General features: G+C 73.3%; 22 protein-coding genes. 10 read left to right on the top strand and 12 right to left on the bottom strand.

The genetic code is table 11. From position 1 onward, the window contains the following. Positions 1 to 26: 26 nt before the first annotated feature. From ACWGN5_RS19040 to ACWGN5_RS19055, 4 genes are read right to left on the bottom strand one after another with little or no spacing between them, the layout of a single operon-like run. A complete protein-coding gene (locus ACWGN5_RS19040; protein WP_453516461.1) occupies positions 27 to 818 on the bottom strand; it encodes an amino acid ABC transporter ATP-binding protein in 792 nt (263 codons plus the stop codon). Then, positions 815 to 1,702: an amino acid ABC transporter permease gene (locus ACWGN5_RS19045; protein WP_453516463.1), complete on the bottom strand. Its 888-nt coding sequence runs from the start codon at positions 1,700 to 1,702 to the stop codon at positions 815 to 817. Before ACWGN5_RS19045 ends, ACWGN5_RS19040 begins: the two co-directional genes overlap by 4 nt. Positions 1,703 to 1,748: 46 nt before the next feature. After that, on the bottom strand, positions 1,749 to 3,554 hold the full coding sequence (locus ACWGN5_RS19050; RefSeq protein ID WP_453516464.1) for an FAD/NAD(P)-binding protein: 1,806 nt from the start codon (positions 3,552 to 3,554) through the stop codon (positions 1,749 to 1,751). Continuing rightward, positions 3,551 to 4,399 carry an amino acid ABC transporter permease gene (locus ACWGN5_RS19055; RefSeq protein ID WP_453516466.1) on the bottom strand — a complete coding sequence of 283 codons (849 nt, stop codon included), beginning with the start codon at positions 4,397 to 4,399 and terminating at the stop codon, positions 3,551 to 3,553. The genes ACWGN5_RS19050 and ACWGN5_RS19055 overlap by 4 nt, the downstream gene beginning before the upstream one ends. 433 nt (positions 4,400 to 4,832) lie before the next feature. Here ACWGN5_RS19055 and ACWGN5_RS19060 point away from each other — a divergent pair, with 433 nt between their 5' ends. Together ACWGN5_RS19060 and ACWGN5_RS19065 are read left to right on the top strand one after the other, a co-directional pair. Beyond that, positions 4,833 to 5,312, top strand: coding sequence for a GNAT family N-acetyltransferase (locus ACWGN5_RS19060; RefSeq protein ID WP_453516468.1), 480 nt, complete (start codon positions 4,833 to 4,835; stop codon positions 5,310 to 5,312). After that, complete coding sequence (locus ACWGN5_RS19065) at positions 5,309 to 6,274, top strand: ABC transporter substrate-binding protein (protein WP_453516470.1); 966 nt, start codon at positions 5,309 to 5,311, stop codon at positions 6,272 to 6,274. The genes ACWGN5_RS19060 and ACWGN5_RS19065 overlap by 4 nt, the downstream gene beginning before the upstream one ends. Positions 6,275 to 6,300: 26 nt before the next feature. On the opposite strand, the gene ACWGN5_RS19070 is transcribed toward ACWGN5_RS19065, so the two are convergent. Next, positions 6,301 to 7,599: a DUF5685 family protein gene (locus ACWGN5_RS19070; RefSeq protein WP_453516472.1), complete on the bottom strand. Its 1,299-nt coding sequence runs from the start codon at positions 7,597 to 7,599 to the stop codon at positions 6,301 to 6,303. A gap of 325 nt (positions 7,600 to 7,924) precedes the next feature. Here ACWGN5_RS19070 and ACWGN5_RS19075 point away from each other — a divergent pair, with 325 nt between their 5' ends. Beyond that, positions 7,925 to 8,359: a cell division protein SepF gene (locus ACWGN5_RS19075; RefSeq protein ID WP_351190572.1), complete on the top strand. Its 435-nt coding sequence runs from the start codon at positions 7,925 to 7,927 to the stop codon at positions 8,357 to 8,359. A 43-nt stretch (positions 8,360 to 8,402) separates the two neighbouring features. On the opposite strand, the gene ACWGN5_RS19080 is transcribed toward ACWGN5_RS19075, so the two are convergent. Then, positions 8,403 to 10,142: an MFS transporter gene (locus tag ACWGN5_RS19080; protein WP_453516474.1), complete on the bottom strand. Its 1,740-nt coding sequence runs from the start codon at positions 10,140 to 10,142 to the stop codon at positions 8,403 to 8,405. Positions 10,143 to 10,548: 406 nt separating this feature from the next. On the opposite strand from ACWGN5_RS19080, the gene ACWGN5_RS19085 reads away from it, so the two are divergent. After that, on the top strand, positions 10,549 to 11,418 hold the full coding sequence (locus ACWGN5_RS19085; protein ID WP_453516476.1) for a phosphatase PAP2 family protein: 870 nt from the start codon (positions 10,549 to 10,551) through the stop codon (positions 11,416 to 11,418). Positions 11,419 to 11,484: 66 nt separating this feature from the next. Here ACWGN5_RS19085 and ACWGN5_RS19090 read toward each other — a convergent pair whose 3' ends face one another. Beyond that, positions 11,485 to 11,700 (bottom strand): I78 family peptidase inhibitor, encoded by a 216-nt coding sequence (locus tag ACWGN5_RS19090; RefSeq protein WP_453516478.1) that lies wholly within the window; start codon positions 11,698 to 11,700, stop codon positions 11,485 to 11,487. A 308-nt stretch (positions 11,701 to 12,008) separates the two neighbouring features. Here ACWGN5_RS19090 and ctaD point away from each other — a divergent pair, with 308 nt between their 5' ends. Continuing rightward, on the top strand, positions 12,009 to 13,703 hold the full coding sequence (gene ctaD, locus ACWGN5_RS19095; RefSeq protein WP_453516499.1) for an aa3-type cytochrome oxidase subunit I: 1,695 nt from the start codon (positions 12,009 to 12,011) through the stop codon (positions 13,701 to 13,703). Here the strand turns inward: ctaD and ACWGN5_RS19100 are convergent. The 4 genes from ACWGN5_RS19100 to ACWGN5_RS19115 all read right to left on the bottom strand — a co-directional run bounded on the left by ACWGN5_RS19100 (position 13,660) and on the right by ACWGN5_RS19115 (position 18,139). Further along, positions 13,660 to 14,628 carry a helix-turn-helix transcriptional regulator gene (locus ACWGN5_RS19100; RefSeq protein WP_453516480.1) on the bottom strand — a complete coding sequence of 323 codons (969 nt, stop codon included), beginning with the start codon at positions 14,626 to 14,628 and terminating at the stop codon, positions 13,660 to 13,662. The two genes, ctaD and ACWGN5_RS19100, sit on opposite strands and share 44 nt — an antisense overlap. A 378-nt stretch (positions 14,629 to 15,006) precedes the next feature. After that, positions 15,007 to 16,281, bottom strand: coding sequence for a glycosyltransferase family 4 protein (locus ACWGN5_RS19105; RefSeq protein ID WP_453516482.1), 1,275 nt, complete (start codon positions 16,279 to 16,281; stop codon positions 15,007 to 15,009). An 81-nt stretch (positions 16,282 to 16,362) separates the two neighbouring features. Beyond that, positions 16,363 to 17,655, bottom strand: coding sequence for an ABC transporter substrate-binding protein (locus ACWGN5_RS19110; protein ID WP_453516484.1), 1,293 nt, complete (start codon positions 17,653 to 17,655; stop codon positions 16,363 to 16,365). Beyond that, positions 17,633 to 18,139 carry a hypothetical protein gene (locus ACWGN5_RS19115; RefSeq protein WP_453516485.1) on the bottom strand — a complete coding sequence of 169 codons (507 nt, stop codon included), beginning with the start codon at positions 18,137 to 18,139 and terminating at the stop codon, positions 17,633 to 17,635. The genes ACWGN5_RS19110 and ACWGN5_RS19115 overlap by 23 nt, the downstream gene beginning before the upstream one ends. A 137-nt stretch (positions 18,140 to 18,276) precedes the next feature. Here ACWGN5_RS19115 and ACWGN5_RS19120 point away from each other — a divergent pair, with 137 nt between their 5' ends. Genes ACWGN5_RS19120 through ACWGN5_RS19130 form a run of 3 tightly spaced genes read left to right on the top strand, consistent with a single transcriptional unit; the run spans position 18,277 to position 22,072 of the window. Then, positions 18,277 to 18,675 (top strand): hypothetical protein, encoded by a 399-nt coding sequence (locus ACWGN5_RS19120; RefSeq protein WP_453516487.1) that lies wholly within the window; start codon positions 18,277 to 18,279, stop codon positions 18,673 to 18,675. Beyond that, a complete protein-coding gene (locus tag ACWGN5_RS19125; RefSeq protein WP_453516489.1) occupies positions 18,663 to 21,419 on the top strand; it encodes an ABC transporter permease subunit in 2,757 nt (918 codons plus the stop codon). The genes ACWGN5_RS19120 and ACWGN5_RS19125 overlap by 13 nt, the downstream gene beginning before the upstream one ends. Continuing rightward, entirely contained in the window at positions 21,416 to 22,072 is a 657-nt protein-coding gene (locus ACWGN5_RS19130; protein WP_453516491.1) for an ABC transporter ATP-binding protein, read from the top strand. The genes ACWGN5_RS19125 and ACWGN5_RS19130 overlap by 4 nt, the downstream gene beginning before the upstream one ends. Positions 22,073 to 22,132: 60 nt before the next feature. On the opposite strand, the gene ACWGN5_RS19135 is transcribed toward ACWGN5_RS19130, so the two are convergent. Next, positions 22,133 to 22,771, bottom strand: a complete 639-nt coding sequence (locus ACWGN5_RS19135) for a LysM peptidoglycan-binding domain-containing protein (protein WP_453516493.1) — start codon at positions 22,769 to 22,771, stop codon at positions 22,133 to 22,135. Positions 22,772 to 22,988: 217 nt separating this feature from the next. Here ACWGN5_RS19135 and ACWGN5_RS19140 point away from each other — a divergent pair, with 217 nt between their 5' ends. Both ACWGN5_RS19140 and ACWGN5_RS19145 read left to right on the top strand, forming a co-directional pair. Continuing rightward, a complete protein-coding gene (locus ACWGN5_RS19140) occupies positions 22,989 to 23,771 on the top strand; it encodes a hypothetical protein (RefSeq protein ID WP_453516495.1) in 783 nt (260 codons plus the stop codon). A 146-nt stretch (positions 23,772 to 23,917) separates the two neighbouring features. Beyond that, positions 23,918 to 24,238, top strand: a complete 321-nt coding sequence (locus tag ACWGN5_RS19145) for a hypothetical protein (protein WP_453516496.1) — start codon at positions 23,918 to 23,920, stop codon at positions 24,236 to 24,238. Positions 24,239 to 24,290: the final 52 nt, after the last annotated feature.

A 24,290-nucleotide genomic window follows, 5' to 3' on the forward strand; every position in this document is an offset into this window, starting at 1 on the left:
AGAACGCTCCTACGGGTGAAAGGGAATCAGAGGACCTTGGAGAGGAAGGCCCGGGTCCGCTCGTGACGGGGGCTGTCGAGGACCTCGGCCGGGGAGCCCTGCTCGACGATCCGGCCCTCGTCCATGAAGACCACGGTGTCGGCGACCTCGCGGGCGAAGCCGATCTCGTGGGTGACGACGATCATGGTGGTGCCGGAGGCGGCCAGGTCCTTGATGACGTCGAGGACCTCGCCGACGAGTTCGGGGTCGAGCGCGGAGGTCGGCTCGTCGAAGAGGAGCAGGCTCGGCTCCAGGGCGAGCGCGCGGGCGATGGCGACGCGCTGCTGCTGGCCGCCGGAGAGCTGCTTGGGGTAGGCCGCCGCCTTGTCGGCGAGGCCGACGCGTTCGAGCAGGGCCAGGGCCGTGGCCTCGGCGTCCTTGCGGGGCCGCTTCAGGGCGGAGACCGGCGCCTCGACGATGTTCTCGAGGACGGTCAGGTGCGGGAAGAGGTGGAAGTTCTGGAACACGAAGCCGATCCGGGTGCGCTGCTTGAGGATCTCGCGCTCGCGCAGCTCGTAGAGCTTGTTCCCGGAGCGGCGGTAGCCGACGAGGACGCCGTCCACGCCGACGGTGCCGCTGTCGACCTTCTCCAGGTGGTTGATGGTCCGCAGGAGGGTGGACTTGCCGGAGCCGGAGGGGCCGAGGACGACGGTGACCTCGCCGGACCGGACGTCGAGGTCGATGCCGCGGAGCACGTGGAGGGCGCCGAAGCGCTTGTGGACGGCGCGGATCTCGACCTTGGCGGTGGTGGGCTCTGCAGGGGCGGTGACGGAGCTCATCGGGCGCTCCCCTTCGCGTAGTGGCGTTCGACGTAGTGCTGGACGACGGAGAGCGCGGTGGTGAGCAGGACGTACCAGGCGGTGGCGACCATGAGCAGCGGGACGACCCGGCCGTTGCGGCCGTAGACGACCTGGACCTGGTAGAAGAGTTCGCCGATCGCCATGACGGAGACGATCGAGGTGCCCTTGAAGAGCGAGATGATCTCGTTGGCGGCGTTGGGCAGGATCGAGCGCATCGCCTGCGGCAGCACGATCCGCCGCACCTGCCGGAGCCGGGGGATGCCGAGGGAGGCCGCGGCCTCCAGCTGGCCCTCGTCCACGGCGAGCACGCCGCCGCGGACGATCTCCGCCGCGTAGGCCGCCTGGTGCAGGGCGAGTCCGAGGACGGCGGCGCTCATCTCGCCGACGAGTCCCATCGTGTCGAAGGAGAGGAAGCTCGGCCCGAAGGGGATGCCGATGCTCAGTTCCTTGTAGAGGTAGGCCAGGTTGAACCAGAAGAGCAGCTGGACGATGAGCGGGATGGAGCGGAAGGCCCAGATGTAGCCGAAGGCGACCGACCGCAGGAACGGGCTGGCGGAGAGGCGCATGAAGGCGAGGACGAGACCGACCGCGAAGCCGAGCGCGGTGCCGTAGAAGGTGAGCTGGAGGGTGACCCAGACGGCCTTGAGGATCGTCTCGGTGGTGAAGAAGGCGGCGAAGACGTCCCATTCCCAGCCGGGGTTGGTGACGAGCCCGTGGGCGAACTGGACGAGCAGGACGGCGGTGGCGGCGACGGCCACCCAGCGCCAGGGGTGACGCACCGGCACGACGACGAGCTCGGGCGCGGTGGGCTCGGGCTCCTTCGTCACGGGGTCGGTGACGGGCGGATCGCTGGTGAGAGACATGGCGGTTCCTCGGAAACGGGTCGCAGGCAAGGAAGGGGCGGCGCGGTCAGGCGCTCAGCGGGGCGGGGAGGCGACACTCCCGGTCGCGCAGGAAGGCCAGGGCCGTCCGCGCGGTGGCGTCGTTCTGTCCGAAGGCGGGTGCGCCGGTACGGGGCCGGGCGAAGCCGCTGCCGGTGCGGGCGGTGGTGTGCGGGCCGAGGGCGAAGCGGCGCGGGTGCGGGCGTCCGTCGTGTCCCAGGATCCGGCCGTCGGCGGGGTCGACGACGAGGAGCCCGTCGGTGGTGGTGCGGGTCCCCTCCTCGTACAGGGCGCGGAGCAGCGGGCTGCTTGTGAGCTCCAGGGTGGGTTCGGGTATCCGGGCCTCGACGAGGGCGCGAGCCTCGGTCCACTCCCCCGGCGCGGCGGCGGAGGCGGCCCGGAAGAGGCCGCGTTCCTCGTCGGTCTCCAGGGTGACCCGGGGGCCGAGGAAGCGGACGACGCCGGCGCGGGAGAGCGCGAGGAGCTGCCGCAGCCGGGGGCCGGGCGGGCCGGAGGCGAGGTAGCTGAAGAAGCCGTGCCACCAGCCGTCCGATTCGAGGCGCTTGCCGAGCCGCAGGAGCTGGCCGTAGACGGAGAGCAGTGCGGCGAAGACGGCGGCGTCGGGGCTGTGGGCGGGGTCGTGGCGGCGGGTCAGGTCGGCGGTGATGTAGTCGCGCAGGCCCTGTTGCAGGGCTTCCGCGGAGTCGTAGCGGATGCCGTCGAGGGGGTGGTCGAGGGCGTCGAGGTCGAGCCGGTCGGCGGGGTCGGGGACGGCGGCGGCGACGACGGCGGCGAGTTCGGCCGAGCGCGGCGGGGCCTCCGCGTAGGCCTTCTCGAAGTCGCTCGGGGCGAGGGTGGTGCGCTCGGGGTGGGCGGAGAGGAGCCGGTGGTAGTGGGCCCAGCCGAGTTCCTTGTCGATGAGCGGCCACACGTCGCGCCGGAAGTGGACGGGCCCGGGGCGGGCGAGCAGGGCGTCGGTCTGCGCGGTGCCGAAGAACCGGGGCAGCGGGGGCCGTTCGCCGTCGAGGACGTAGCCGATCTTCGAGTGGTACGGGACGCCACGGCGTGATCCGACGTGCAGCACCGGCTCCTCGCCGGAGGGTACGTAGACCAGCTCGTCGCCCTCGCCCTCGTACCGTCCGCCGCGGCCCTCGGTGAGCAGCACCATCAGGTCGACGAAGGCGAGGCCGAAGCCGCGGACGAGGACGGGTTCGCCGGCGGGCAGGGCGGCGAGGTCGGCGTCGGCGGTGAAGTCGGGCGGGAGGTGGACGAGCCGGTGGCGGGCGGCGAAGGCGGAGAGCTCCCGCTGTTCCCGGTCGGGTTCGGCGTCGAGGTGGCCGACGGTGAGGACGACGAGGTCGGCGAGGAGGGGCACGGCGGAGCCCTCCAGCCAGACCCGCTGGCGTCCGTCGCGGGGGCCGCTGATCCGCAGGACGGTGGTGCGGTGCTCGTGGACGGTGACGGTGGCGGGCAGGGCGGAGCGGGCCCGCTCGTACACCCAGCGGAGATAGGCGCCCTGCTGGGGGCGGGTGGGGAAGGTGCGGCCGTCGATGCCGGCCCATTCGGCGAGGGTGGGTCCGGGGCGGACGGGGCCGTCGAGGGCGACGGTCTCGTCGGTGAACATCGTGACGTCCTCGGCCAGGGAGTTCATCCAGAGCAGCGGGGACTGCGCGGTGCGCCAGATCCGGCCGGGGCCGGGCGGGTGCGGGTCGACGAGGTGGACGTCGAGGGGCTCGTCGCCGTACAGCTCGGGCAGGTTGGCGGCGAGCCGTTCGAGGAAGCCGGTCCCCCGCGGCCCGGCGCCCACGATCACGAGGGAGGGGCGCGGGCTCATCGCGCACCGGCCGTTCCGCGGGCGTAGTGCCGCTCGACGTAGTACTGGCCGATGCCGAGGACCGAGGTGACGGCGACGTACCAGAGGGTGGCGACGAGGAGCAGCGGGATGACCTCGTAGGTGCGGTGGTAGATGAGCTGGGTCGAGTAGAGCAGGTCCTGGACGGCGATGACGGAGACGATCGAGGTGCCCTTGAGGGTGCCGATCAGCATGTTCCCGGCGGGCGGGACGATCGCGCGCATGGCCTGCGGCAGCACGATCCGGGTGAGCCGGCGCCACCGGCCGAGGCCGAGGGACTCGGCGGCCTCGATCTGGCCCCGGTCGACGGAGAGGATGCCGCCGCGGACGACCTCGGCGGCGTAGGCGGCCTCGTGCAGGGTGAGGCCGATGACGGCGACGGCGACGGGGCCGAGGAGGTTGACCGTGTTCACGCCGAGGATCTGCGGGTAGAGCACGCCGATGTTGAACCAGAAGAGCAGCTGGACCAGGATCGGGGTGGACCTGAAGAACCAGACGTAGCCCCAACTGACCGCGCGGAGGACGGGGTTGGCGGAGAGCCTGAGGACCGCGAGCAGGGTGCCGAGGACGAAGCCGAGGACCATGACGAGGGCGGTCAGCCACAAAGTGAGGCCGAGGCCGCGCAGGACGGACGCGGAGGTGAAGTACTCGGCGACGACGTCCCACTGGAAGGCCTTGTTGCGGACGACCGAGACGAGCGCGAGGGCCAGCAGGACGAGGACGACGCCGGCGGCGGTCCACTGGCCGGCCCGGCGGGTCGGGACGATGCGCGGAGGCGGTTCGGCCGGCGGGGCCGTGGAGGCGGTTTTGACGAGGGTCGCGGACATGCGAGGGCTCCGTGGTTGCCAGAAGGGCGGACCGGACACGGGGGTGCGCCTTCACACGCGCTGAGCCGCGGATCCGGGCCCCTCAGCCCGATCCGCCCTTCGAGGCTATGCGGTCAACACGCCCCGCTGTCAAGGGTGTCCGCACTGTGAGCCGTACGTCTCACCGTGGTTGACGCGGGAACGGATGCCTGTTCCACTGGGGCCATGCATCCGCAGCAGCTGGTCACGCGCTCCCACATCGACTTCGGTCGCGTGTGGTCCTCTTCCTGTTGAGCCGACCCTCTGCTTCTCCCTGCCCGCGTGCTGTAGTCCGCGGCGCCTTCACACCCAGGCCCCTCGTGAGCGCCTGAGCTCTCCCCTCCCCTCGCTCTTCCCTGCCGTCTTCCTTCCTTTCCCTTCCTTCCTTTCCCTTCCTTCGTCCTGAAGGACCGTCATGACCTTCGCGTTGTCCGTGCACCGGACCACGACCACCGACCCCCTGGCCCGCCCGCTCCTGGACGAGCTGGCGTACGAGTACACGACCCGGTACGGCTCCGCGCACGATCTGAACCGCTACCCGGCGGAGGAGTTCGCCCCTCCGCACGGCGCCTTCCTGCTCCTCCTGGAACAGGGCCGGCCCGTGGCGGGCGGCGCCTACCGCCGCTACGACGAGACCACCGCCGAACTGAAGCGGATCTGGACGCACTCGGCGCACCGCAGGCGCGGCCTCGCCCGCCGTGTCCTCACCGTGCTCGAACGGGAGGCCGCCACCCGCGGCTACACCCGTATCTATCTGACGACGGGGCCGCGCCAGCCCGAGGCCAAGGGCCTCTATCTGGCCGGCGGCTACCGCCCGCTCTTCGACGTGTCCGCCGATCCCGAGTCGATCGGCCCGCTGCCGTTCGAGAAATTCCTGGAGAACCCGAAACCATGAGAACGCGTACGAGTTCCGGCACCGCACGCACCACCCTCGCCTTCGCCCTGATCACCGCGGCCGCGCTCGGCCTCACCGCCTGCTCGGGCGGCGAGCCCGCGACCGCCCCGGCCGGGGCCGCGGGAGCGCAGGGCGCGCTGCCGACCGAGGACGTGGTGGCCGCGGTCAAGAAGAACGAGACGGCGGCGAAGCTGCTCCCCGCCGAGGTGCGGCAGCGCGGCAGCCTGACGATCGCCTCCTCGGTGGCGAGCCCGCCCAGCTCCGCCTATCTGCCGGACGGCAAGACGGTCGTCGGGGTGGACGCCGACTTCTCGGCCGCCGTGGCGAAGGCCCTCGGTCTGGAGCTGAAGCGCGAGGTGGTCGGCTTCGAGGCGATCCTGCCGGCGCTCGGCAGCGGCAAGTACGACGTGGGCACCGGGAACTTCGGCGTGACCGAGGAGCGGCGCAAGACCATCGACTTCGTCACGTACATCAATGACGGGCAGGGCTTCGCCGCGCGCGCCGACAGCACCCTGAAGGCGGTGACCGACCTCACCCAGCTGTGCGGCCTGAAGGTGGCGGTGAACGCGGGCACCACCTTCGAGCGGACCCTGGAGAAGAACAAGGACCGGTGCGGGAAGGCCGGGAAGCCGGCGTACGAGGTGAACGTCTACAGCGAGCCCGGGGCGATCTGGATGTCGCTCCAGCAGGGCCGCAGCGATGTCGTGATGAACACGATCAACGGCGTGCGGTACGCAGTGACGCAGCAGAAGAACGTGAAGTTCCTCAACGAGTACCGGCGCCTCGACGTCGGCTTCGCCTTCAAGAAGGGCACCCCGCTGGCGCCGGCCTTCGAGGCGGCGGTGAACGGTCTGAAGGCCGACGGGACGTACGACCGGATCCTGAAGAAGTGGGGGGTGACGGCCTCGGGCATCGAGAAGTCGCAGATCTCCCCGCCGGAGATCCCGGCGCCGACGAAGTAGCGGTCGCCGGGGTTCTCGCGGGAGCGTCAGCAGCTGCAGCCGCAGTCGCAGCCCCCGCAGTCGCCGCAGCAGCCGTCCCCTTCGCAGCAGGAGGAGCAGTTGCTGCAGCAGTCGCAGCAGTCGCAGCAATTGCCGGGGTCGCACTGCTGGCAGAGGCCCTCGCGCCGCTGGCGGCTCCAGGGGTCCTCGAAGGTCCCGCAGCACATCTGGCAGGTGCAGGCGAGGCCGAGCCAGAGGGCGCAGCCGGCTATCAGGCCGCGCCGGTTCGGCGGCTCGGGCGGGAGCGGACCGCCGGGGCCGCCGGGGCCGCCCGGTCCGGGGGCGTAGGGCCCGCCCGGGCCGCCGGGACCGCCGGGAGCGTACGGGTTGCCGGGCACCGGACCGTGGGGGGCGGCGTACGGGTTCCCCGGCACCGGCCCGTGGCCGTGCGGGGCGCCCTGCCCCGCGCCCGGCGCCCCTTGCGAGCAGCTGGTCGTGCCGAAGGCGCGGTCGACCGAGGTGCGGAGTTCGTGGGCGAGGAGGACGTGGGCGAGCTTGCCGTCGGCGAACTCGGCGTCCTTGAGGGCGAGACGGATGCCGTGGAGGGCGTCGTCGGCGAGCCGGCGGGCCTCCTCGCGGGAGGTGCCGGTGGCGGTGAGCGGGTTCCACGCGCCGCTCTCGGCGTCGGCGGCCTGGTCCTCGACGGCGTCGAGGAGGTGGGCGAGGCGGCCGAAGAGGCGGCCCGCCTCGGCGAGCGGCGCCGCGTTGCCCGGCCGTCCGGCGAGGACGGCGGTGTGCGCGAAGGCGGCCGCGGTCGCCGTCTCGGTCGGCTCGGTGACGGCGAGCAGGGGGGTGCCGGGGCCGGCGAGGGCCTCGATGCCGGTCTGGCGGTCGACGGCGTCGACGAGGACGGCGGTGTCGAAGCCGAGCGAGCGGCCGGTCCTGGCCCCGGCCCGGTCCCAGGAGCGGGCGACGCGGCGGGCCGCGAAGGCGACGGGCCGGCGGGCCAACAGGCCGTCCCGGTCGGCGACGTGGTCCCGTACCTTCGCGGAGGCGAGGACGAGGGAGACGGCGGCGGCGAGCCTGGCGCCCTCGCCGCGGGCGACGGGGGCGGTCCGCATGGCGCGCAGCGCGCAGGGTCCGGCCGTGCGGCGGCCGGCCTCGGTCACGCCCGTCTGAGCCTCCGTCAGGACCGAGACGATGAGCCCGTCGTAGTTGGTGACGACGCGGGCGAACTGCCCGTGGTCGGCGCGGAGCGCCAGACAGAGGCCGCAGAGGTGGGCCATCCACGCGGTCTTGAGTCCGTCGGTGAGCCGGTGCGTGCAGGGTCTGACGATTCCGAACAAGGACTCCCCCGTGAGTCGTGCGCTGTGGCGGGCGGCGAGGGTCCGCCGGGCGGCCCCGCGGCATCGTAGCGAGCGGCTCTGTTCACCCGTACGCGCCCATCGTCACCCTTGTGGCCCGACTTTCATATTTTCAGCTACATGGCCCTCCGTCAGGCCCCGCATACCGCAAGTTTCCTGACGAATCGCCAGGAAACGGCCCTCACGTTCTGCACCAGTACCGTCACGAATCCCCTGCGCGGCGCCTATCCACTTGGCGCGCGATCCGCATCATGGACGACGATAGGGATTGCGGAACCACAAGTGACCGCGCTGAAAGGAGGCGTCCATGGGATCGGTGCGCAAGGCAAGTGCCTGGCTGGGACTCGTCGAGGACAACGACGAGCGTTACTACGACGACGAGTACGCCGACGGTGCCGAGGGCGGCGACGCCTGGGTGACGGACCCCCGGGTCCGGGTGGCCACGGACACCGCCGAGGAGCGGGGCCGCCGGATCGCCACCGTCTCCCCGGACGGCTTCCGGGACGCCCGGGGCATCGGCGAGCTCTTCCGGGACGGGGTTCCGGTGATCGTGAACCTGACCGCGATGGAGCCGAACGACGCCAAGCGCGTGGTCGACTTCGCCGCGGGTCTCGCCTTCGGTCTGCGCGGCTCGATCGAGCGCGTGGCGACGCGGGTCTTCCTGCTGACCCCCGCCGACACCCAGATCGTCAGCGGCGAGACGGGCCGGCGTCAGCAGGACGGTTTCTTCAACCAGAGCTGAGCGAGTCCGCCGGCCCGGCCGGGCGCCTCCCGAGGGATTCGGGTCAGAGCGCCGGACGCCCCGAGCCGGCGGGCTCGATCGGTTCCCGGGTCGCGGGCACGCGCGGCTCGGCCGCCTCCGGGGAGACGGGCCGCTCCGACGGAGCGGAAGCCTTCGCCGGCGCTCCCGCCGTGTCCCGGGGCTCCCCATCCCGGTCCTGCCCCTCCTGGGCCAGGGCCGCGTCGAAGGCGTCCTCCGGGTCCACCACGCACTCCATGATCCGGGGCAGCCGCCGGGCCATCAGCGCGCCGACGAGCAGCAGCGCGGCGCTCACGAAGAGCGTGACGTGCAGACCGGTCACGAAGGAGTGCCGGGCGGCCTGGTGCAGGGCGTCACCGGCCGTACCGCCGAGCTGATCGGCGACCTTGTACGCCTCGCCGAGCGAGTTCGCCGCGGCCCGGCTCGCCTCCTCGGGCACCCCGGGGACCGAGGCGAGCCCGGGGGCGTACGCCGCGTTCATCACACTGCCGAGCAGCGCGATGCCCATGCCCGCGCCGAGCTGGTACGAGGTTTCCCCGATCGCGGCCGCGCCGCCCGCGCTCCGCTGCGGCGCCTCGCTGAGCATCGACTCGTACGCCGAGAAGAGCGTGGTCTGCAGGCCGAAGCCGAGCAGCACGAAGCCCACCGTGAGCAGCAGCGGCCGGTCGTGCTGCCCCATGAACGTGAGCAGCAGCACCGCGGAGGCGGTGAGCAGGAAGCCCCAGCCGACCATCCGGCGCGGACCGATCCTGCGCAGGGTGTACGAGCCGGTGGCGCCGGCGGCCATGGCGGCGAAGGTCAGCGGGAGCAGCCGGAGCCCGGTCTCCAGGGGGCTGAGGCCGAGGACCAGCTGGAGGTACTGGACGGCGATGAGCTCCAGGCCGACCAGGGCCAGCATGCCGATGACGATGCAGCCGACCGAGGTGGTGAAGGCGGCCCGGGAGAAGAGCCGTATGTCGATCAGCGGGTGCGGGCGCCGCTTCTGCCGCCGCACGAAGAGGACGAGGAGCGCCGCGCCGAGCAGCAGCGGCCCGGCGGTCGACGGGGCGAGCGGCGGGGCGCCGGCCCCGATGTGCTTCACGCCGAGGACGCAGCCGAGCACCCCGGCCGCGGCCATGAGCGCGCCGAGCACGTCCCAGGGGCCGTCGGTGGCACCGCGGGACTCGGAGAGGAGGCGCCGGCCGAGGGGCAGGATCAGGGCCATCAGCGGGATGTTGATGAGGAAGACGGAGCCCCACCAGTAGTTCTCGACGAGGAAGCCGCCGAGCACGGGTCCGGTCGCGGCGCCGATCGCCGCGGTCGCGGTCCAGATGCCGATCGCGGTGGCCCGCTCCCGCCGGTCGGGGAAGACCGTCCGGAGGATGGAGAGCGTGGCGGGCATGATCATCGCGCCGCCGACGCCGAGCAGCGCCCGGGCCCCGATGAGCACCGCCGGCTCGGTGGCGAGCGCGGCGACCGCCGAGGCGATGCCGAAGAGCGCGTAGCCGAGGAGGAGGATCCTGCGTCTGCCGACCCGGTCGCCGAGGGTGCCGAAGAGGATCAGCAGCGACGCGCAGACCAGGGGGTAGGCGTCGACGATCCAGAGCAGCGCGGTGGAGCTGGGGCGCAGGTCCTCGGTGAGCGAGGGGACGGCGACGTGGAGGATGGTCGCGTCGAGGGCGACCAGGAGAAGGCTGACGCAGAGGACGACGAGGACGACCCAGCGGTTGGCGCCGGCGCCGACGGTGGCACGCGGTCGCCCTTGGGCCGTGTTCGTCCGCTGCATGTACGTACCTCCCAGTGAAGCTCTCGCGCTCGGCGGGCCCCGACCAGGGCGTATACCCCTGGGGCGGCCCGGCATCGACGGGCGAGTGAGCCGTCAGCGTACGCGAGTTCAAGGCCCGAGCGCGTGGTGCAGCTCTCACCCCGGCGGGGCTCGCGGTGTGGCGTACGCCACTCGGCGCGGCCCGCGCGTCGTATGGAATTCCGCACGGACGTCTGTTTGAGGAAATTCCCCGGCGTTCAAACATCCTTCCGGAATCGACCCTCCCGGCAATAGGGCTGAAGGTCATCGGATTTCCCGACGGACGTCTGGAATAGACCACCCGGTGAGACCCACTCCACATCACACGATCATCACGAAGGGAGCGGAACGACCGGGTCTGCTTCTCACTCCCTGTAACGTCGATTGGGTGCGTACCGACATCTTTGCCCGGCTGGACCGGGAGCCGGAACCGCCGAAGATAGAGGTCCCGCGGATGACCCGGACGCGTCTCGCCCTCTTCGGCGGGACGTCGGCGTTCTATCTCGCCATCGTCGTGGCCGTCCTGCTGTCGACATGGCTGGTGACCCTCGACTGGAAGATCATGCTCTTCCGGCCGTACCAGCAGTGGCCCGGGATCCACGGTTTCCTCGACTACTACGTCGTCCTCGGCCAGCGCGGCCCCACGGCCGTCATGGTGGCCGCCTGGCTCGGCTGGCGCTCCTGGCGCCAGCACACCCTGCGCCCCCTGCTGTGCCTCGGCGCCGCCCTCCTGCTGCTCAACGCCTCGGTGGGCGCGGTCAAGCTCGGCCTCGGCCGCCTCGGACCCCACTACGCGACCCAGATCGGCTCGCCCGAGCTCTTCGCGGGCGGAGACATATTCCCCTCGGGGCACACCGCCAACGCGGTCGTGACCTGGGGCATCCTCGCCTACCTGGCGACCACCCCGAGGGCCCGGCGCTATCTGTCGGCGCTCTCCGCGGTGGTCGCGCTCGGGGTCGGCCTCACCACCGTGTACCTGGGCACGCACTGGCTGAGCGACGTGCTCCTCGGCTGGGCCGCCGGACTCCTGGTCCTGCTCGCGCTGCCCTGGTGCGAGCCGGTCCTCGCGGTGGCGGAGGCCTGGATCCTGGCCGCGCGCGACCGGGTACGGGAGCGGCTGCGGGACCGCCGCCGGCTGGTGCCCTCGCTGCCCGTGGCCTCCGGTGGGCCGCGTCCGGTCCGCGAGCCCGTACGGGAGCCGGTGCGGGAGCCCGTGGGGGTGGCCGGCGGCCGACGCGCCCCGGCGACCCGCGGCTGACCACACGCACGGAAGGGCCCCGGCCGGATCGGCCGGGGCCCTTCCGCATGCGGTCCCGCCGGCTCCTCAGCCGAGCCAGCAGCGGGTGACGGTGTCGTCCTCGACCTCGAAGTTGATGCGCCCGGAGAGGTACTCCATGGTGATGATCGAGCCGGGCGGCAGCGACCGCACGACGCTCCAGCCGCGGGTCCTGGCGAGCCGCTCGGCCCCTCCGGCGTCGAGGCCCACATAGGACTCGGGAGCGTCGCGGGGCGGTTCGGGAGTGCGCGAAGTGGGTGACATGAACCTCACGTTAGTACCTCGGCGGTCACGCTTGTGTCACAAGTTCTCGACATAAGTCCGCCCGGTCCGCGGCCCGTCCAGAGGGCTGTTTCCGGCCGTTTCTCCAGTAATTCCGAACGGCATCCATCAGTTCGCACGAAGGGTTCGGAAGCGCGGGTAAGGCACCTTCAATTCCCTCTTCCCGCAAGCTCGTCCCGAATTGCCTCGGCGACGCGCACCCGAGGCACACACTCTTCCCTTACACAATGCTTACGCTGGCCGAACGCCCGGAGACGCGGAGCCGGGACCACGGCGAGGCGGAGGCAGGGATGGGCAACGGGACAGCGACCGCGACCGTCGAATCGGGCCGGCAACGGCACGGCCGCATCCTGATCGACTGGCTCACCACGACCGACCACAAGAAGATCGGCCACCTCTATCTGGCCACCTCGTTCTTCTTCTTCCTGGCCGCCGGGCTCATGGCGATGGTGATGCGGGCCGAGCTGGCCCGCCCGGGACTCCAGCTCGTCTCGAACCAGGTGTTCAACCAGGCCTTCACCCTGCACGGCACGATCATGCTGCTGCTCTTCGCCACGCCCACCTTCGCCGGCTTCGCGAACGAGCTGGTGCCGCTGCAGATCGGCTCCCCCGACGTCGCCTTCCCGCGGCTGAACATGTTCTCGTACTGGCTGTTCCTCTTCGGCGGCCTGATGGTCCTCGGCTCCCTCCTCACCCCCACCGGGCCCGCCGCCTTCGGCTGGACCGCCTACGCCCCGCTGAACAGCCTGGAACGGTCACCGGGCGTCGGCGTCGACCTGTGGATCATGGGGCTCGCGCTCTCCGGCTTCGGCACGATCCTCACCTCGGTGAACTTCCTCGCCACCATCGTCTGCATGCGGGCACCCGGCATGACCATGTTCCGGATGCCGATCTTCACCTGGAACATCCTCTTCACCACGATCCTGGTGCTCGCCGCCTTCCCCGTCCTCGCGGCGGCGCTGCTCGTCCTGGAGGCCGACCGGCGCCTCGGCGCCGTCGTCTTCCAGCCCGAGAACGGCGGGGCGCTGCTCTGGCAGCACCTCTTCTGGTTCTTCGGCCACCCCGAGGTCTACATCATCGCGCTGCCGTTCTTCGGGATCGTCAGCGAGATCATCCCGGTCTTCTCCCGCAAGCCGATCTTCGGGTACGTGACGCTGATCGCCGCCACCATGACGATCACGGGGCTCTCGGTGGTGGTCTGGGCGCACCACATGTTCGCGACGGGCGCGGTGCTGCTGCCGTTCTTCTCGCTGCTGTCGTTCCTCATCGCGGTGCCCACGGGGGTGAAGTTCTTCAACTGGACCGGGACGATGCTGCGCGGCTCGCTCTCCTTCGAGACCCCGATGCTGTGGTCCGTCGGCTTCCTGGTGTCCTTCCTCTTCGGCGGGCTCACCGGCGTCATCCTCGCCTCGCCGCCGATGGACTTCCAGGTCACCGACTCGTACTTCGTCGTCGCCCACTTCCACTACACGGTCTTCGGCACGGTCGTCTTCGCGACCTTCGCCGGCTTCTACTTCTGGTGGCCCAAGTTCACCGGCCGGATGCTCGACGAGCGGCTCGGGAAGATCCACTTCTGGACCCTCTTCGTCGGCTTCCACACCACGTTCCTTGTGCAGCACTGGCTGGGCGCCGAGGGCATGCCCCGCCGATACGCCGACTACCTGGAGGCCGACGGCTTCACGACGCTCAACACCGTCTCCACCATCGGCTCCTTCCTGCTCGGCGCGTCCACGCTGCCGTTCCTCTACAACGTGTGGCGGACCTGGCGGTACGGGGAGAAGGTCGAGGTCGACGACCCCTGGGGCTTCGGGCGCTCCCTGGAATGGGCGACCTCCTGCCCGCCGCCCCGGCACAACTTCGAGTCCGTGCCCCGGATCCGCTCCGAGTCGCCCGCCTTCGACCTGCACCACCCGGAGTTCGCCGCGTACGAACGGATGCGGATCAGCCCTCCGAGCGGTCGAGGGCCCGGGACAGACGGTCCCTGAGCGCCCGTACGGCCCCGGTGAGCTCGGGCGGGTCGACCACCTCGAACTCGAAGCCCATGAACATCACGTGGAACACCATCATGTCGAGGGTGCGCGCCCCCGTCCGCAGCAGACAGGCGTGCTCGCCGTCCGCCGTCAGGACGCCGTCCAGCGGGGCGACGACCGCGGCCGCCTCGGCGAGCGGGACGAAGAGCCGGACGGTCGCCTCCTCCGCGTAGGCGGAACGGGACACCCCCTGCGCCACATAGGCCGCGAGGTCCTCGGCGGGCGGCTCGCGGGGCGGGAAACGGGGACCGTGCGGCGGGGCCGGCTCGATCCGGTCGGCCCGGAACGTACGCCAGTCGCCCCGGTCCAGGTCCCAGGCGACGAGATACCAGCGCCGCTCCGTGCACACCAGCCGGTGCGGCTCGACGGTCCTGCGGGTCGCCGCGCCGCCGTGGTCGCGGTAGGCGAAGCGGAGCCGCTCGCTGTCCCGGCAGGCGTTGGCCAGCTCGGTGAGGACGGCGGGGTCGACGCGCTCGCCGGGCGTACGGAGCAGGGGCACCGTGACGGCATTGAGCGCCCCGATCCGCCGCCGCAGCCGGCCCGGCAGCACCTGCTCCAACTTGGCCAAGGCCCGTACGGAACTCTCGCCGATGCCCTCGACCCCCTGCCCGGCGGCGGAACGCAGCCCGACCGCGACGGCGACGGCCTCCTCGTCGTCCAGGAGCAGCGGCGGCAGCTCGGCGCCGGCCCCCAGCTGGTACCCGCCGCCCGTGCCGGGACTCGCGTGCACGGGATAGCCCAGCTCCCGCAGCCGGCCGACGTCCCGCCGCACGGTCCTCGGGGTCACCCCGAGGCGCTCGGCGAGATCCTCGCCGGACCACTCGCGATGGGCCTGAAGCAGGGACAGCAGCCGCAACAGCCTCGCGGACGTCTCCAACATACGAGCGAGTCTCCCACGCGCCCCGTTGTGGGCAGGCGTTCCGCAAGGGGCGGAACGGGTGGGCACAACGGAACGGCGCCCCTGCCGGCGCCAGAGGCTCCCGAGCCTGAACCCGCACCCCGTGCACCGAGCTGGTGGTGCGGGTCAGGGCGCGGAACGCGGAGGCGCCGCTGAAGGGCGCCGTCCCGTGTGCCTCCCCGTCCCGCCCTGCGGGACGATTGCCCACACGGCGGCGGGCGGGGGCATCGCCCAGCCGGGCGCGGGCACACACGAGCCGGAGGCAAAGCCTCGCGGCACCGCCCAGCGCGGGCGCGGGCCCCACACGGCAGCGCGGCACCGCCCAGCGCGGGCGCGGGCCCCACACGGCGGCCGGGCGCGTCAGCGGAGGCGGCGGAGGCGGCGGAGGAGGCGGCCTGCTCGGGCCTTCTCCGTGTAGATCGCGTCGATCAGACGACCCACCGCCCGATGCCGCCGAGCCCGCCCCGCCGCATGCACCCGCTCCGACGCCACCAGCTCCGACCACAGCGCCTCGTGCCGCGCGGCGATCCGCGACGGGTCGAAGCGTTCGGACGCGGTGAGCGCCGCCCGCCCGGCCTTGGCCCGCAGTTCGTCGTCCGAGATGAGCTCGCGCAGCGCGGCGGCGACCGCGGCGACGTCGCCGACCGGCACGAGCCGCCCGTCGACCCCGTCCTCGATGATCTCGCGCGGTCCGTTGGGGCAGTCGGTGGAGACGACGGGCAGCCCGCACCGCATCGCCTCGACGATCGTCATGCCGAAGGACTCCCGCTCGGAGGTCACGGCGGCGATGGAGCCCTTGGCCCATTCGGGTTCCATGGGGGTGACCGAGCCCATGAGGAAGGCCTTCCCCTCCAGGCCGCGCTCCTTGATCTGCCGGGACAGCGGGGCCTTGAGGTCCTGGACCGCGTCGCCGGAGCCGTAGATCCGCAGCTTCCAGTCGGGATGGTCGGCGGCCACGGCCGCGAAGGCGTCGATCAGCACGTCGTACCGCTTGACCCGGGTCAGCCGCCCCGCCGCGACGACGGTCCGCGCCGTGAGGTCGGCGGGCGGCACCGAGGGCGCGGGCACGCTGTTGGGGACGGCCTCGATGCGGACGCCGGGCAGGGCGAGCCGCCGGTAGGCGCGGGCGTCGGCCTCGGTGACCGTGGTGACGGCGTCGAGGAGGGCGTACTCGTGGCCGATGTCCCGGCGCAGCCGGTAGCTGTGGCCGTCCAGGATGAGGTGCTCCTGGCCGACGAGGACGGGCCCCCGGCGGGCCTGCCGGGCGAGGTGCACGTTGAGCCCGGGGCGGGTGGCGACGAGGACGTCGGCCTGTACGCCCTGGAGGTGTTCGCCGATCCGGGTGTCGGTGAGCGCGCTGTACTGCTTCCAGCGGCCGTCGCCGCGCGGGAAGACCTGGGCGGGACGGTGGAAGTCGGGGTGGTCGCCGTCGTATCCGGGGCTGTCCCGGCGCAGGTCGACGAGGTGGCGCAGGGTCACCCCCGACGGGAGGCCGAGGTGCGGCCGGTCCCGGTGACGGAACACCGAGACGATCTCGACCTCGTGACGTTCCGCCAGTTCCTCGGCGAGGGTGAACGTGGTCCGGATCGTGCCGCCGTAGTGGTAGCCGTTGTGAAGCAGAAAGGAGATACGCATCGCGCTGCCGGTTCCCCCCGGTCAGTCAGTGTTCATTCGATCGGTCGGTGCCCGACTGTACTGCCGCTCCGGGGCCGCGTTTCACGGGCGGTAGCCGAGCTGGGGGACGTTCGCGCAGTTCCCGGTCATGTCTCCCTGGCTCACCCAGCCCCGGCCGTCCTGCCAACGGGCCACGGACAGACAGGTGTTGCGGCTCGTGGGCGGCCGGGGCAGCCGTTCGAACCGTACGGGGAGGAGCAGTCCGCGCGCGGTGTACGGCTCGGGGCGGTTCATGAACTCCTCGACGCAGCCCCGGGTGAGCGCGCCCCGGGCGAGGCAGGAGCGGGCGGCGTCGGTGAACCACATGGCGGCCGCCCAGCCCTCCAGCTGCCACTGGGACGGGGGCCGGGTCCCCATCGCCGTCCGGAACTCGCGGACGGCCGGCTGTCCGGTGTCCTGATGGTTGCGGCTGGAGCCCGTCACCCACAGCGAGGCCCGGCAGCCGGGTGCCCGGGCGTAGTCGCGGGGGACGGCCGCGTTCCAGTTCTGCACGTTCGTCACCTTGGCGGCGACCCGGACCCCGAGCGTCTCCATGGCCTCGCACAGCCGCACGTTGCCGTGGGTGTCCATGGCGTCGAAGACGAGGTCGACGTGCTCGGCCCGCAGATCGGCGGCGACCGCGCGGAAGTTGGGCAGCGCGAAGTCGACCTGTTCCTCGACGACCCGGTAGCCCTCGGCGCGCAGGCCGCGTGCGACGAGCCGGGCGTAGGCGGCGGACGCGGCCTGGTTGTAGGAGACGACGGCGGCGGTCCTGGCGCCCAGTTTCTCGCGGAACCAGTGGTAGACCTCGGTCCCGCCGTAGAGCGTGCCGTTCCAGCCGGGTGCGCGGCCGGTGCGCGGGGCGGAGCTGCCGTAGATGCCGTAGAGGTGCGGATAGGTGTCGTAGGCGGGGGTGAGGGGCTGGCCGCCGATGTCGGGGACGCCGGCCCGGGCGACGAGGGGCGCGCCCGCGTAGTTCAGGGCGGTGGTGGCGACGAGGGCGAAGACACCGCGCTCGTCGACGAGCCGGTGCACGCAGGCGTTGTTGCCGACGCCGCTGCCGCCGTCGTCGCAGGTCTCGACCTCGATCCGGCGTCCGTCGAGGCCACCGCGCGCGTTGAGGGCGTCGAACCAGGCGCGGGCTCCGTCGCGCGGGCCGGTGAAGGTCTCCCCGCCGACGGGGCTGGTGGTGCTGGTGATGATCCCGACGCGGAGCGGCTCACCGCCGGAGGGGTTGACGGTGGGCCGCGTCTCGAAGGCCCGCTCCGGGAGCCGGCTGCCGCATCCCGCGAGGAGGGTGAGGAGCACGGCCAGGAGCAGCGCCGCGAGCGCCTCAGCAGCCCGGGACGGTGACACCGCTCAGCTCGACCAGGCCGCACAGGGTCTTCACGGAGACCTTCCAGGTGTCGTTCTGGAGGACGGAGGTGCCCTGCGAGCCGGGCAGGGCCGGGGCCCCGCCGACCAGCAGGTCGTAGGTGACGTTCGCGCCGGTGGCCGAGGTGAACTCGATGCCGGTGACCTTCGCGGAGGTCGTGGCCGCGTTCTTGTCGCCGGCGAAGGCGCCGAGCACGGGCCGCAGCTGCTCCCCGTTCTCCAGGAGCTTGACCTTCTCGGCGACGGGGGTCTTCGGGTCGAAGAACGCCGTCCAGTTCTTCGTGATCTGGGCCTTGGCGGCGACCGGGTCGGCGGGACCGGTCGTGGGCGGGGAGGACGAGGCCGTGCCGCCCGTCTTCCCGCCGTCGTCGTCGGAGCAGCTCGCGAGGGCGGGCGCCAGGGCGAGGACGGCGACGGTCCCGAGGACCGCGAGGCGGCTGCGCCCACCGTGTCGTACGACGGCCATCTGGTCACCACCGGATGTCGCGCCGGTCCGGAGCCGGTCCGGAGCGGCTGGTGTTTCCAGGGTGAGACGGATCAGGGCATAGTGCAAGGAAAGAGACAACAAGGAACGGCCGGGGGAAGGAGACGAGGGAGGCCTCGGTGCCGACATCCCGGATCCTGCTGTGGAGCGGCCTCGCGGCGGCCGCCGGGGGCGCGGTGCTCTGTGCGCTCGGCTGGTACGGGATCTCCGGCGAGCGGTTCGCGGAGCGCCAGCTGCCCTATCTGGCCTCGTGCACGGTGCCGGGGGCGGCGCTCCTGGTGGCGGGCGCGGTCCTCGTGGGGGCGGCCGCGCTGCTTCCCGTACGCCCGCCGGAGCCGAGCCCCCCGCCTCCGGAGGAGACTCCCCGGCCGTCCTCGGACGGGCCCCTCCTGCGGGTCCCCGAGGGGACGCTCGCGCACCGCCCGGACTGCCCGCTGGTGGCGGGCAAGGCGGAGGCCGTGGAGGCCGGGGACGCGGAGCTCTCCCCCTGCCCGGTGTGTGAACCGTGGCCTCCCTGACGTACGAGCTGACGCTCGCCGGCCTCGCGGTCGGCAGCGCCGCCGCGCTCACCGGCATCGGACTCGTCGTCACCTACCGCGCGACGGGGGTGCTGAACCTGGCGCACGGCGCCGTCGCCATGGTCTGCGCGTACGTGCTCCGCCAGTTGGTGGTCGACTGGGGCTGGCCGCTCCCCCCGGCGGCCCTCGTCACGCTCCTGGGCGTGGCCCCCGCGCTCGGTCTGGTCCTCGACCGCGGCGTCTTCCGCCCCCTCGCGCTCCGCGGCTCGAACCCGGCGCAGACCCTGGTGGCGACGATCGGCGTCTTCGTGCTCCTGGTCGGCGGCGCGGTGCTGCTCTGGGGGCCGGGCGCCCGGGACGACGCTCCGGTGCTGCTCGGCGACGATCCCTGGGCGCAGCTCGCGGCGGTCGTGGCGCTGGCCTGCCTGGTGGGGGCGGTGACCCGGTGGACCCGGTTCGGCCGGGAGCTGAGGGCGGTCGTCGACAACCGGCCGCTGGCCGTCCTCGCGGGGATCGACGCGGACCGGGTCGCGGCGGCGGGCTGGGCGTTCGGCTCGTTCACGGCCGGACTCACGGGCGTCCTGCTCGCCCCGTACGTACGGCTCGACCCGTACGGGATGCCGCTGCTCGTCGTCGAGGTGATCGCGGTCGCGGTGATCGCCCGGATGCGGTCGCTGCCGGTCGCGGTGGGGGCGGCGCTCGCGATCGGGGTGGCCCAGGCCCAGCTGACCCGGCTTCACCCGGAGGGCTGGGCGGGCCCGCTGCTCCAGGCCGTCGGGGCGAACCTGTTCGTGGTGGCGCTCCTGGTGGCGGCGCTCGTCCTGCCGGGCGTCGGCGGCAAGGGCCGCGACGCGCTGCCGCCGCCCGCGCGTGCCACCCGGGTGCCGACGGCCGTGTGGCTGGTGGTGGGCGTCCTGCTCCTCCTCCCCCTGGGCCTCGCGGGCTCGGACCTGCACACGGCGGTCCAGGTCCCGGCGCTCGCCGTGATCCTGCTGTCCCTCGTGGTGGTGGCGGGCCGGGGCGGGCAGATCGCCCTGGGCCAGGCGGCGTACGCGGGCCTGGGCGCCCTGTTCACGGCGCTCCTGGCGGCAGCGGGCATCCCGACGCTCCTGGCCCTGGCACTCGCGGTGCCGATGGTGGCGGTCACGGGCCTGGTGACGGGTCGGCCGGCGATCCGGCGGCACGGCCTGGCGCTCGCCCTGGCGACCCTGGCCGTGGGGGTGGCGGTGAGCCGCTTCGTCCTGACCCAGCCGTACGCGACGGCCGGCGTGGCCCTCGGCCGACCGGCGGGCTTCTCCGACGACCGCGCCTACTACGCCCTGGAGCTGGTCGTCCTGGCCGGCTGCCTGGCGTTGGTGGCGGCCCTCCGCCGGGGCCGCACGGGCCGCGCGCTCGCCGCCCTCCGCGACCACGAACCGGGCGCCGAGGCGGCGGGCGTCCCGGTGCCCCGCCTCAAGCTCCTCGCCTTCGTCCTGGGCGCGGCCCTGGCGGCCCTGGGCGGCGGACTCCTGGGCATGGGCCTGCGCGCTTTCGACCCGGAGCAGTACGACCCCGTACGCGGCCTGCTCTGGTTCGCGGCGGTCCTGGTCCTGGGCGCGGACAGCCTCCTGACCCCGCTGGCCGCGGCGGCCCTCCTGACGACCCTGGACGCGGGCCCCCAGGCGGGCACGGCGGCGGCCCTGATCGGCCTCCTGGCAACCCTGGCGGGCCGGATCCCCCCACTGACGAACCTGCTCCCGAAGGCCCGGAGGGCGACGGTGGGGGCCACCAGGGGCGGCGAGGGCGCCGCCACCCGTGCCAGGACGCCCGCCGCCGTCACGGCCGAAGGCCGGACGCACCCCGACGGCCCACCGGCCGCCGACGGCGCGGCACCCCCCAAGGGAAGACCCGCACTTCCCCCACCCACCCGCACGGGCGGTGGGGGTGGGAACCCCGGTCCGGCCGAAGGCCGGACGCAGCCCCACGGCCCGCCGCCCGCCGACGGCGCCCCGCTCCCGCACGGCCCGCCGCCCGCCGCCCGCCCGGCCCGGCCCCTGGCAAGGGCGGGACCCGCACCCTCCCCGCACCCGACGCGCCCGCCCCCGCCCCGCACCGGGCTGCACGTCCATGACCTCACCCTCACCTACCCCGGAGGGGTCACCGCCCTCTCCCACGTCACCCTCGACTTGCGCCCCGCCCGCGTCACCGCCCTCGTCGGGCCCAACGGCGCCGGCAAGAGCACCCTCTTCGACTGTCTCGCCGGGACCCTCCGGCCCCGCCGGGGCCAGGGCCGGGTCACGCTCGACGGCACCGACATCACCGCCCGGTCCGCGCACGCCCGGACCCGCCTCGGCATCGCCCGTACCTTCCAGCGGCTCGCCGTCTTCCCGTCCCTCACCGTCGAGGAGAACGTCCGCCTCGGCGAGGAGCAGAAGGGCCGGCACGGGGACCCGGACGCCGTGGAGCGGAGCCTCCGGCTGTTCGGGCTCGCCGGACCCGTACGGCACCGGCCGGCGGCGGACCTGCCCACCGGCACCCTGCGCCGCGTCGAGCTGGCCCGCGCCCTGGCCGGCCGGCCGCACACGCTCCTCCTCGACGAACCGGCCGCCGGCCTGGACGCCGCCGAGACCGCCGCGCTCGCCCGGATCCTCGCGGCCCTCGCGGCGGACGGCCTGACGGTCCTGGTGGTGGAGCACGACCCGGATCTGGTCGCCGGGATCGCGGACACGGTGCACACCATGGAGGGAGGCCGGATCCTGTCATGAGCGTCGAGATGGCCCTGCGCGCGGCCCGGGTCCGCTACGGCCCCCTGGAGGCCCTGCACGGCCTCGACCTGCCCGTACCGGCCGGGACGGTCACCGTCCTCCTGGGCCGCAACGGCGCGGGCCGGACGACCGCCCTGCGCGCCCTCGCCGGGACGGTGGGCCTGACGGCCGGCCGGGTGGAGTGGCGCGGGGCGGACGTGACCCGGCTGCCGGCCCACGCGCGGGCGCGCCGCGGGCTCTGCTTCGTACCGGACCTGCGGGCGGTGTACGCGGGCCTGACCGTCGCCGAGAACCTCGCCCTCGCCGCACCCGGCGTCCCCGCGCCCGACGCCACCGCCCCGTACCCCGAACTCGTCCCGCTGCTGCGCAGGACCGCGGGGACCCTCTCCGGCGGGGAGCGCCGGATGCTGGCGCTGTCCCGCGCGCTGCTCGCACGCGCGCGCGTGGTGCTGGTCGACGAGCCGTCGCTCGGCATGGCCCCGCCGGTCGCGGCCCGTACGTACCGGATGCTCGCCGCGCTCGCCGTGGACCGCGGGTCGGCCGTGGTCCTGGCCGAGCAGCGCGTACCGGAGGGGCTGCCGCCGGGCTCGCTCGTGCACGAGCTGCGGCGCGGCTCCCGCGCGTCGAGCGGGGAGCCGGCCGAGTACCGGTGACACCTCAGAGCCGGACGCGTACGCGTGACGCCTCAGAGCCGGACGCGTACGCGTGACGCCTCAGAGCGGGGCGATCCGCAGCATCGTGCCGACGACGATCCGGTTCGGATCGGCCCCGATCACGTTCCGGTTCGCCGTGTACAGCGCCTTCCAGCCGCCCTTGATCGCGAAGCGGCGGGCGATCGCGGCGAGGCTGTCGCCGGGCTGGACGGTGTGGACCCGCCCGGACAGGCCGTACCGCTTGGAACAGACGGGCCAGGCCCCCCAGCCCTGGGTGCGCAGCACCTCCTCGGCGACGGTGATCTGCTGCTGCCGGGTCGCCAGGTCCGCGCGCGCGGCGTACTTCAGTCCGCCGTGCTCGACCCAGGTGGGGTGCCAGAACTGGAGCCCGCCGTAGAAGCCGTTGCCGGTGTTGATGTGCCAGTTCCCGCTGCTCTCGCACTCGGCGACGCAGCCCCACGGCCACTGGTCCCGCGCACAGGCGTACGCGGGCACGGCGGCGGCCTCCCGGAGCGCGTCCGACACGTCCAGGAGCGCCTCGGAGACCTCCTCCCGGGCGACGACCGTCCCGGGCACGTCCCCGGGTCCGGGAGCCGCGTCCCGGGCCCGGGCCGCCGCCGGCGCGGGGGCCAGCGACAGGAGCGCGGCCGCGGACGCCGCCACGAGGGAACCGGCCGTCCAAAATCGGATCTTCGACATCGGGGAAGGCTAGGCAGCGCCCCGGCACCCCCGGCCCGTGCCGCGCGGAACACTGTTCACACCCCACCCGGTCGGAGTCACGGACCCCCTCGCACACGCCACTGGCAACTTGCCTCGCTTCCGCGCGTGACCCCGGCCGAGGCTGACCCGTTGAACTCGTCATGAGGCGCCCGGGAACGGCCCGGCGTCCCCCCGTACCGAGTCCAGGGAGCCCCCCGTGCCGCGCATGCTCGACGTCAGCGAGGACGTACGCGCCGAGATCGGCGACGAAGAAGCGGACCGGCTGCTCGCCGGCGACAACGCCCCGGGCAGCTACGACTGCACGTCCTGCCGCACGCCGGGGGACTCCGAGCAGGAGCGCACCAGCACGGTGCTGTTCGTCGGCGAGGAGACCGCGGTCCTCGCGTTCGCCCACGCCAGCTGCATCCCGTCGCAGGTCGTCCGGGTCGCCGAGGAGCAGCTCCAGGGCGCCGTGGCCTCCATCACGGCCTCCGACGCCGCCGACGCGCTCTCCGCCGCCCACCCCGAGCAGGCCGTGCTCGGCGTCACCAGCGGTCTCGTGCTGATCGAGGGCGAGCTGCACCCGGCGCTCGTCGTGGAGCCGACCGCGCCGGTGGCCCGTCCGGGTTCGGACGGCCTCACCGACGAGTTCCTGCCGCTCCTGGCCGAGCAGGGCTTCCAGCCGGTCATGGACCTGGGCGAGAAGCCGGCGGTGCTGCCGGGCTGGTCGGTCCTGGTCGCCATGGGCCAGCTGCACTCCGTGCTCCAGCCGGGTCCCGGCGGTGCCGGTCAGGCCGCCTGGTGGCAGGCGCACCAGCCGCTCCAGGTCACCGAGGGCTGGCGTGCGGCGGCCAACAAGTCGCACACGGTCCTGGTCTTCGCCGCCCCGGTGGGCTCGATCGGCCAGCAGCCGCGCGAGGACCTGCTGCGCGACGCCCTGGAGAAGGCCGCCGCGAACGGCCGCCTGGTCGCCGCCGCGATGCCGCTGGCCGGCACCTGATGGAGGACCGCCGGCCCGGCATAGGGTGGGCGCGAGTCCCCGGGGTCGGGGCGGGAGCGGGTGTTCCGACCGTGCCTCGTCCCCGGAGCGCTCCCCTTTCGGAGAGCCGCCCGCATCCGACGGGCGGCGGTGTCGTTGGCACCTATGTGCACCCATACGACCCGTTCCTCCAGCCGTATCCGAGCCCGATCCCTGCGATGCGCCCCGCGCAGGACGTCACGGCGGGCCCGTCGCCCACGCCGATCTACGACGCCCTGTACTCGGAGTACCGCAGGTCGTTCCGTACGCTGCCGGGCGACCGCAGCGGCGAGGAGGAACTGGGCTTCCGGGCCTTCGGCACGGTCCTGAGCACGGCCCTGTACGGGCACCATCGGCACGTGGCGCCCGCGTATCCGACGGCGTGGTCGGCGCAGCAGCACCCGCAGGCCCAGGCGGCACTGCCACCGGGACCGCGCAGGGGCCTGTAGGGCAGGGGCTTCCCAGGGCGGAAGACCGTACGGCGGAGGGCCGGGACTCGAA

Source organism: Streptomyces sp. NPDC055815 (genome assembly GCF_053616475.1).